This window comes from Bacillus cereus (assembly GCF_002567495.1).
Classification (GTDB): Bacteria; Bacillota; Bacilli; order Bacillales; family Bacillaceae_G; genus Bacillus_A; species Bacillus_A cereus_AQ.
In genome coordinates this window covers 303496-312624 of record NZ_NVAP01000005.1, presented here as the reverse complement: position 1 = coordinate 312624, position 9129 = coordinate 303496, and the positions used below count along the sequence as shown (strand labels likewise).

Genomic DNA, 9129 nt, shown 5'->3' with positions numbered 1-9129 from the left:
AACAGAAGAGTTAGAAGAAGTGGAAGTAATTACAGAAGCAGAAGAAACAGAAGCGCCTGTAGTAGAGACATTTGTAGCACTTGAAGAAATTCAGCAGGAAGATGAAGTAATTGAACAAAAGAGTGAATTCATACATGTTGCTGAGGCTGATGAACAAACGAAGAAAGATGTTCAAAGTTTCGCGAATGTTTTAATTGCAGAAACAGAGGAAAATAGACGAGTTGTAGAAGAAGCACCAGTCGCAGAAGAACAACCAGTTGTACAAAAAGAAGAACCAAAACGTGAGAAAAAGCGTCATGTACCATTTAATGTTGTTATGTTGAAACAAGACAGAACACGATTAATGGAAAGGCATGCAGCTAGAACAAAGGCAATGCAGCCTTCTGTTGATGTACGAGTAGAGAATAAGCCAGTGCAACAAGAGGTAGTAGAACCACAAGTGGAAGAGCAACCAATGCAACAGGTGGTGGTAGAGCCACAAGTGAAAGAACAACCAATGCAACAAGAGGTAGTAGAGCTACAAGTGGAAGAACAACCAATGCAACAAGAGGTAGTAGAGCCACAAGTGGAAGAGCAACCAATGCAGCAAGTAGTAGCAGAACCACAAGTGAAAGAACAACCAATGCAACAGGTGGTAGTAGAATCACAAGTGGAAGAGCAACCAATGCAGCAAGTAGTGGTAGAGCAAGTACAAAAGCCAATTTCAAGTACGGAAGTAAAAGAGAAGGCATATGTTGTAAATCAAAGAGAGAACGATATGCGAAATGTATTGCACACACCACCGACATATACTGTTCCACCATTAGCGTTGTTGTCAATTCCGCAGCAAACAGCGCTAGATAATACAGAATGGTTAGAAGAGCAGAAAGAATTATTAGATACAACGTTTAATAATTTTCATGTTGGAGCACATGTTATTAATGTATCGCAAGGACCAGCAGTAACTCGTTTTGAAGTGCAACCAGACCCAGGCGTGAAAGTAAATAAAATTACAAATTTAAGTGATGATATTAAGTTAAGTTTAGCTGCGAAAGATATTCGTATTGAAGCGCCGATTCCAGGGAAGAGTGCGATTGGGATTGAAGTTCCAAATAAAGAAAGTAAGCCAGTATTTCTTCGTGAAATTTTAAGAAGTCCTGTATTCACAAAGAGTGAATCACCGCTTACTGTTGCGCTTGGACTTGATATTTCAGGGGATCCAATTGTAACGGATATTCGAAAAATGCCGCACGGACTTATTGCGGGTGCAACGGGTTCAGGTAAAAGTGTGTGTATTAACGCAATTTTAACGAGTATTTTATATAAAGCGAAACCACATGAAGTGAAGTTAATGTTAATTGATCCGAAGATGGTTGAGCTTGCACCATACAATTCTGTTCCGCATCTTGTAGCACCAGTTATTACGGATGTAAAAGCAGCGACAGCTGCGTTAAAGTGGGCAGTTGAAGAGATGGAGCGTCGTTATGAATTGTTTGCGCATGCTGGTGCTCGTGATTTAACTCGCTATAATACAATTGTAAGTGAGAGAGAAATACCAGGCGAGACATTACCTTATATCGTTATCGTTATTGATGAGTTAGCCGATTTAATGATGGTAGCGCCGGGTGATGTTGAGGAAGCGATTTGTCGTATTGCGCAAAAAGCACGTGCTTGTGGTATTCATTTATTAGTTGCGACACAGCGTCCATCTGTAGATGTTATTACAGGTTTAATTAAATCAAATATTCCAACGCGTATTGCGTTTACTGTATCATCTCAAGTTGATTCACGTACGATTATCGATATTGGAGGCGCGGAAAAATTACTTGGCCGTGGTGATATGTTATTTTTAGGGAACGGTACATCTAAGCCAGTTCGTATACAAGGTGTATATGTATCGGATGATGAGATTGAAAAAACAGTTGATCATGTGAGAAAGCAAATGAAGCCGAATTACTTATTTAAGCAAGAGGATTTATTAGCGAAAACAGAACAGGCTGAGTCGGAAGATGAATTGTTCTTTGATGCATGTCAATTTGTTGTAGAACAAGGGGGAGCGTCCACATCTTCTGTACAGCGAAAATTCCGTATTGGTTATAATCGTGCGGCACGTCTCATTGAAGAGATGGAGGCGCAAGGGATTATTTCTGAAGCGAGAGGAACCAAACCGAGAGATGTCCTTATTTCTGAGGATGAATTCGCTGCTATGCAGGAAACGAATGTATAGTCCACGGTTTTGCTGTATACTAATAGAAAATGTTGGATAGTAAAGTAGGGAGTAAAGCGACATGAAAGAAATTGAATTAAAATTAAAAGGTGAAATAAATCGACTAACAAATAAAACATTTAAATTTGACGAACGTGTTGGAGAAGGTTGGTTCTCTGCCGTTTACTTTTTAAAAACTAGAGACATTATTGAAGAATTTCGCCCAAAAAGTGTTGTAACGATGCAATTTTTCCAAAAGGAAAATGCAGTTCTTTGCGGAACAGATGAAGTGATTGCATTGCTGCAAACATTCGCTAAAAATCCTGAGGAACTTGAGATTAACTCTTTAAAAGATGGCGATAAAATTAGTCCGTTTGAAACAGTGTTAACAATTCATGGGCCTTATGAAAATTTCGGATTTTTAGAAGGTGTTATTGATGGGATTTTAGCTCGTCGTACATCGGTTGCAACAAACGTATATAATGTTGTCCAAGCTGCACGTAGTGTAGATAAAGAAAAACCAGTTATTTTCATGGGAGATCGTGACGATCATTATACACAACAAGCTGGTGATGGTTATGCAGCATATACCGGAGGCATGAGCGCACAAGCGACGCATGCGATGAATGAATGGTGGGGCAGAAGCGGTATGGGAACAATGCCTCACGCATTAATTCAAATGTTTAATGGTGATGTTGTAGAAGCGGCAAAAGCATATCATAAGAAATTCCCAGAAGATGAATTAGTTGTACTAATTGATTACAATAATGATGTTATTACAGATGCACTTCGTGTAGCGCGTGAATTTGGATCAACATTAAAAGGTGTGCGTGTAGATACGTCTCGCACAATGATTGATCAATACTTTATTCGCCACCCAGAAGTACTTGGAACATTTGATCCACGTGGTGTAAATCCATCTCTTGTATTTGCACTTCGCAAGGCGCTGGATGAAGAAGGATTCCAGCATGTGGATATCGTTGTAACTGGTGGATTTGATGAAAAGCGTATTCGTGAATTTGAAGCTCAAAAGGTACCTGTTGACATATATGGGGTAGGAAGTAGCTTATTAAAAATGAATATTGGCTTTACTGGTGATAACGTAGAATTAAATGGGAAACCAGAAGCAAAAGCTGGTCGTAAATATCGTCCAAACCCACGTTTAGAGCGTGTTCAATTAGAAAAAAGAGAAGATATGTAAAAGAGAGAAAAACTGATAGGTGATTGACCCTATCAGTTTTTCTGTTATCATAGTATAGCGGCTTCTTTTTTGCTATAATGGACTTGTTATGGACATATAAAGAAGTACGTACGAGTTTATCCGGATAAGTGAAGGGAAAGAATAACTTCACTACATCAAAAATGTATGATGATTACCAAAATAAGAAAAGATTCATATACTGTCTTATAGATAGGCCGTTGTATTAGTTCGAAATGTTGGAGGTTCTTTAAGATGACAGTTTACCATTTTGTAGGAATTAAAGGAACAGGAATGAGTTCATTAGCGCAAATTCTTCATGATATGAAGCATACTGTTCAAGGGTCTGATTATGAAAAGCGTTTCTTTACACAAACAGCATTAGAAAAGCGTAGTATCTCGATCCTTCCTTTTGATAAGAATAATGTAGAAGAAGGACAAGTGATTATTGCAGGAAATGCGTTTCCTGATACGCATGAAGAAATCGTAGCAGCAAAAGAATTAAACATCCCAGTACATCGCTACCATCACTTCTTAGGTGACCTTATGAGTCAATATACAAGTGTTGCTGTAACTGGTGCACATGGAAAAACATCAACGACAGGTTTGTTAGCCCATGTAATGCAAGGTGCACACCCGACATCTTATCTTATTGGAGATGGAACAGGGCATGGGGTAGAAAATAGTAAGTATTTTGTATTTGAAGCTTGTGAGTATCGTCGTCATTTCTTGTCTTACAATCCAGACTATGCAATTATGACGAATATTGATTTTGATCATCCAGATTATTTTACAGACATCAATGATGTATTCAATGCATTCCAAGAGATGGCATTGCAAGTGAAAAAAGGCATTATTGCATGTGGAGATGATGAAGAACTTCAAAAAATTCAAGCGAAAGTACCTGTTATTTTCTATGGATTTGGAGAAGATAATGATTTCCAAGCACGTAACATCCAAAAGAGAACAGATGGCACGATATTCGATGTATTCGTTCGTAATACGTACTATGACACGTTCAAAATTACAGGATACGGCAATCACAGCGTATTAAATGCGTTAGCAGTAATTGCGCTTTGCCACTATGAAAACGTTGATGTAGAAGCAGTAAAACATCAATTAACAACTTTTGAAGGCGTAAAACGTCGCTTTAATGAAAAGCCGATGGGAGAGCAAGTTATCATTGATGACTACGCACACCATCCGACAGAAATTAATGCAACGATTGAAGCTGCTCGTCAAAAACATCCAGAGCGTGAAATTGTCGCTGTATTCCAGCCACACACATTCTCACGTACAGAAAAGTTCTTAGATGAGTTCGCGGAAAGCTTAAGCAAAGCTGATCAAGTATACTTATGTGATATTTTCGGATCAGCACGCGAAAAAAAAGGTGAATTAACAATCGAAGATCTGCAAAAGCGTATTGACGGTGCAGAACTAATTACAGATACAACAACGGATGTATTAAAGAAACATAAAAACGGCGTTCTAATTTTCATGGGCGCAGGAGACATCCAAAAATTCGAAGCAGCTTACGTAAAAGAAGTTCAAGTTGCAGAGAAGTAATAGGAAAGACGCATAGCTTGGCTATGCGTCTTTTTTGTTGTGTTCAATATATTTTAAAAAGCGTTGATATGTTGGTATTGTTCATTCTTTTTGTATAGTTGTTTTAATAAGAAGATATATAGTGAACTAAAAAGTACATATCCAATTAAATAATAGAATGAAAACATATCGAATTGTTTTGTTATCATAATTCGAATCGCGAAAAAGCTGAATGGGAGAGCAATTAGCAGTCTTGAACTGATGAAAATAATTGTTTTAAAGTATTTTAATAAATCTATATTCCAATGGTTTTCTCTAAAAATAAACCAAATGTTGCTTGCAATAAAGGCTAGTAAAAATGGTAAATTAGCAGAAAAATTTATAAAACCGAGTATAATAGGCACTGATAAAGCGCCAAGTGGACCGATAGATAGGCCGGAATAATATTTAATAAAAGTATTTGTAGATTGTTGTGCATCTTGAATAACTTCTGTATATTCTACTGCAATTTCTTTTGCTAATTCTTTTGGAGGAAGAAATTCTTCAATTACTTGTGAAGGGATGATTGCTGATGGTATTTCTTCACTTTCTTTACTGACTGCATTTTCATATAAATCGGATTTAATTTCTAACATGTGTTGTTCTCTTGCTGACGTAGGTAAGTTCATTAAACCTTTGTGAAGATCATCTAAGAAAGAAGCAATGAGTTCATTTGCAAAGAATTGTTCCTTGTTCATTTTTTATCCTCTCCTTTAGCTAATAACATTAGAGCATGATAAACTGCATCATAATCATGTAAGCGACTATATAAAATTTCTCTCCCTTCATCTGTAATTCGATAGTATTTTCTTTTTGGTCCATCACCGGACTCTTCCCAATAGGAAACAGCCCAATTGTTTTTTGTAATTCGATTTAATATAGGATAAATCGAACCATTTGGGATATGAAATACAGGGATATCTTGTAATGCACTTGTAATTTCGTATCCGTACATAGGTTGTTTGCTTATTAAAGACAAAATAGCGAGATCAAAAACACCTTTACGTAATTGAATTATAAAATTATCATTTTTTTCCATACTTTAACTATATATGATTGATATCTAGATATCAATCATATATAGTTATTGTTTTTATATAAATCAAAAGAAAGTGCGAACATTTAACATTTTACGCTTTAAAATGTTAGAATAATAAGAAAAATAAAAGGGGACTAAAAAACATGTTCACACTCCGAGTAGATGACGAAATCGAACTACAATTATTAGAAAAGCATCATAAAGAGGAATTATATCAATTAATAGATCAAAACCGTAATCATTTACGAAGATGGCTTTCTTGGATAGAGGGGACAAAATCTGCTGATGCTTATGATGAAATTTTTCCGATGTGGTTAAAGAAGTTTGCAGAGGGAGATGGTTTTGAGAGTGGTATACGCTACAAAGGAAAGCTTGTTGGAATGGTAGGTATTCATCCAGTGAGCTGGGGGAAGAAAGCCGCGAGTCTTGGGTATTACCTTGCAGAAGATGCAGGAGGAAAAGGCGTTATGACGCGTAGCGTGAAGGCTGTACTTCACTATGCATTTGAAAATTTAAAGCTGAATAAAATGGAAATTAGATGCGGTGTTGAAAATGTGAAAAGCCGCGCTATTCCAGAGCGTTTAGGGTTTAAATTAGATGGTATTTTAAGAGATGAAGAATGGCTATATGATCATTTCCACGATGTCGCTGTATATAGTTTACTAGCTTCAGAGTGGAAAGAGATTCGATGAACGAGAAGATTCATATCGTTCCGTATGAAAGTAAATTTCAAGAGGAAGTAGTAAACCTTATCGTTCATATTCAGCAAAAAGAGTACAATGTTCCCATTACAAAGGAAGAGCAGCCTGACTTGCTTGAAATAGAAACGTTCTATCAAAGGAATTACGGTAACTTTTGGGTAGCAACTTATGATGATAAAGTAGTTGGAACAGTAGCGTTACTAGATATTAAGAATCATCAAGTAGCGCTAAGAAAAATGTTCGTACAAAAAGAGTTCCGTGGAAAAGAATGGGGCGCATCACATATGTTGCTTCAAACAGCAATTTCATGGGCTGAGAATAAAAAGCTGAAAGATATTTATTTAGGAACGACAGTTAAGTTTTTAGCGGCACATCGCTTTTATGAAAAGAATGGTTTTCAAAGTGTGAGTATAGACGAGTTGCCGAAAAACTTTCCAGTGTTACAGGTAGATAAGAAATTTTATAGGTACATTGTGAAAAAGGTCATTTAGAAATGGCCTTTTTCTATGAACCAAAATGGAAATAGTGGTATAATTTGGATTAGGGGGTGTAGGTATGAACTTTCCAATTCAAAGAAGTAAGTCAGTAGTCATTTTTGTTTGTCTTACGTTAGCTTTTATGTTTGTATATCCAATTGTCATGCTTTTCACTAATAAAGCGCATTGGATGTCAGTGTTAATTGGGATGGGTTTATGCTTCATTGTAAATGTACCACTCGTTTGGGAAGTATTTATTAAAAAACATAAAGTAGAAAATGGCGTATTAAAGTACGGTGTTTTAAATGACGATATTGTATTAAAAGATGTGAGAATTATACGTCAGGTCGGAAATTCTCTTGAAATTACGACGAATGCATATAAAGTACATATGGTTGCGATGCCGCAAGATACGGCACAGTTTTTATCACTCGTAGAAAAAGAAAATCCAAATGTGAAAATAGAAATGGTAGGGAAGAAATGAAATATGTAAAACCTTTGTTTTGTTTAGAAATTTTGCTTGTGCTTGCTATTTGCACTAGAGTATATATGAAATGGGATCTGCCCTTATATGAACCAATATTAATAGGTACTATCGCAGTGGCGCTTTTATATTATTTCCATTTTCAGCAAACAAAAAATAAGAAAAGTAGCCCGATATAGAGTGAGAATAATAAAAAAACGCTCGGATACAATTCCGAGCGTTTTTTTATTATTTTAAGTTCTCTGGGTTTAAAGCTTCTAATTCAGGTACAACGAATCGTCCATCTTTACGGATTAGTACGTCGTCGAAGTAAATTTCGCCGCCGCCGTATTCAGGACGCTGGATGCATACTAAATCCCAGTGAATGTTTGAGTTGTTACCGTTCCATGCATCGTCGTAAGCTTGTCCAGGAGTGAAGTGGAAGCTACCATCGATTTTTTCATCGAATAGGATGTCTCCCATTGGATGTAAGATGTATGGGTTTACGCCGATTGCGAATTCACCAACGTAGCGTGCTCCTTCGTCTGTATCGAAGATTTTGTTAATGCGTTCTGAATCATTTGCAGTTGCTTCAACGATTTGGCCGTTCTCGAACTTAAGTTGTACATTTTCAAATGTATAACCGTTGTAAGGAGATGGTGTGTTGTAAGAAACTGTACCGTTAACAGAATCACGAACTGGTGCAGAGTATACTTCACCGTCTGGAATGTTTAAATGACCAGAGCATTTAATAGCTGGAATGTCTTTAATAGAGAATGTTAAGTCAGTTCCAGGACCAGTTAAGCGAACTTTATCTGTTTTATTCATTAATGTAACAAGGCTATCCATCGCCTTATCCATTTTACCGTAGTCTAAGTTACATACTTCGAAGTAGAAGTCTTCAAAAGCTTCTGTACTCATTTTAGCAAGCTGTGCCATAGAAGCATTTGGGTAGCGTAGAACAACCCAGCGTGTTTTTGGAACACGAATGTCTCTATGAACTTTTTTACCAACTGTTTGGCCGTGAACTTTCATACGCTCACTTGGAACGTCAGCTTGTTCGTTAATATTATCGCCAGAACGAAGACCGATATAAGCGTCCATGTCTTTCATTACGCTTGCTTCATATGCAGCGATTTGTTCGAAATGTTCTTCAGTAGCACCCATTAATAAAGAGCGATCTACTTGATGATCTTTTAAAGAGACGAATGGGAAACCACCAGCTGCATATGCTTCTTTTACAAGTGCAGTTACAAGTTCTTTTTGTAAGCCAAAGTTTTCAATTAATACTTTTTCACCTTTTTGTAAGCGGATAGAGTAGTTAATTAAATTGTATGCTAACTTTTCAATACGTGGATCTTTCATATGTAAAGCCTCCCTACTAATTATGTATCCTCTCCTATTGTAACCTACTTAGTGGAATTTGTTGAATGATTTATGTTACAGTTAACGAATAAGTATGAAAATTCTAATGAATAGATAG

The 9129-nt window shown here is 36.7% G+C and carries 10 protein-coding genes; 7 read left to right on the top strand and 3 right to left on the bottom strand.

Features of this window, described 5'->3' with window-relative positions:
- The 3 genes from COK05_RS03420 to murC all read left to right on the top strand — a co-directional run.
- Positions 1 to 2206, top strand: a 2206-nt coding sequence (locus COK05_RS03420; protein WP_141538875.1) for a DNA translocase FtsK, incomplete at its 5' end; no start/stop codon positions are given.
- Between the two features lie 61 nt (positions 2207 to 2267).
- Positions 2268 to 3386 carry a nicotinate phosphoribosyltransferase gene (locus COK05_RS03415; protein ID WP_098611451.1) on the top strand — a complete coding sequence of 373 codons (1119 nt, stop codon included), beginning with the start codon at positions 2268 to 2270 and terminating at the stop codon, positions 3384 to 3386.
- Positions 3387 to 3638: 252 nt separating this feature from the next.
- Positions 3639 to 4949 (top strand): UDP-N-acetylmuramate--L-alanine ligase, encoded by a 1311-nt coding sequence (murC, locus tag COK05_RS03410; RefSeq protein WP_098611450.1) that lies wholly within the window; start codon positions 3639 to 3641, stop codon positions 4947 to 4949.
- A gap of 53 nt (positions 4950 to 5002) precedes the next feature.
- On the opposite strand, the gene COK05_RS03405 is transcribed toward murC, so the two are convergent.
- Positions 5003 to 5665, bottom strand: a complete 663-nt coding sequence (locus COK05_RS03405; RefSeq protein ID WP_098611449.1) for an HAAS signaling domain-containing protein — start codon at positions 5663 to 5665, stop codon at positions 5003 to 5005.
- Positions 5662 to 6006, bottom strand: coding sequence for a PadR family transcriptional regulator (locus COK05_RS03400; RefSeq protein WP_098611448.1), 345 nt, complete (start codon positions 6004 to 6006; stop codon positions 5662 to 5664). The genes COK05_RS03405 and COK05_RS03400 overlap by 4 nt, the downstream gene beginning before the upstream one ends.
- A 143-nt stretch (positions 6007 to 6149) precedes the next feature.
- Here COK05_RS03400 and COK05_RS03395 point away from each other — a divergent pair, with 143 nt between their 5' ends.
- The 4 genes from COK05_RS03395 to COK05_RS31610 all read left to right on the top strand — a co-directional run bounded on the left by COK05_RS03395 (position 6150) and on the right by COK05_RS31610 (position 7846).
- Positions 6150 to 6698 (top strand): GNAT family N-acetyltransferase, encoded by a 549-nt coding sequence (locus tag COK05_RS03395; protein WP_098611447.1) that lies wholly within the window; start codon positions 6150 to 6152, stop codon positions 6696 to 6698.
- Positions 6695 to 7198 (top strand): GNAT family N-acetyltransferase, encoded by a 504-nt coding sequence (locus COK05_RS03390; protein WP_098611446.1) that lies wholly within the window; start codon positions 6695 to 6697, stop codon positions 7196 to 7198. The genes COK05_RS03395 and COK05_RS03390 overlap by 4 nt, the downstream gene beginning before the upstream one ends.
- A gap of 64 nt (positions 7199 to 7262) precedes the next feature.
- On the top strand, positions 7263 to 7667 hold the full coding sequence (locus COK05_RS03385; protein ID WP_098611445.1) for a PH domain-containing protein: 405 nt from the start codon (positions 7263 to 7265) through the stop codon (positions 7665 to 7667).
- Positions 7664 to 7846, top strand: a complete 183-nt coding sequence (locus tag COK05_RS31610) for a hypothetical protein (protein WP_098611444.1) — start codon at positions 7664 to 7666, stop codon at positions 7844 to 7846. The genes COK05_RS03385 and COK05_RS31610 overlap by 4 nt, the downstream gene beginning before the upstream one ends.
- Positions 7847 to 7895: 49 nt before the next feature.
- Here the strand turns inward: COK05_RS31610 and COK05_RS03375 are convergent, their stop codons facing one another.
- Positions 7896 to 9011 (bottom strand): aminopeptidase, encoded by a 1116-nt coding sequence (locus tag COK05_RS03375; RefSeq protein ID WP_000654729.1) that lies wholly within the window; start codon positions 9009 to 9011, stop codon positions 7896 to 7898.
- Positions 9012 to 9129: the final 118 nt, after the last annotated feature.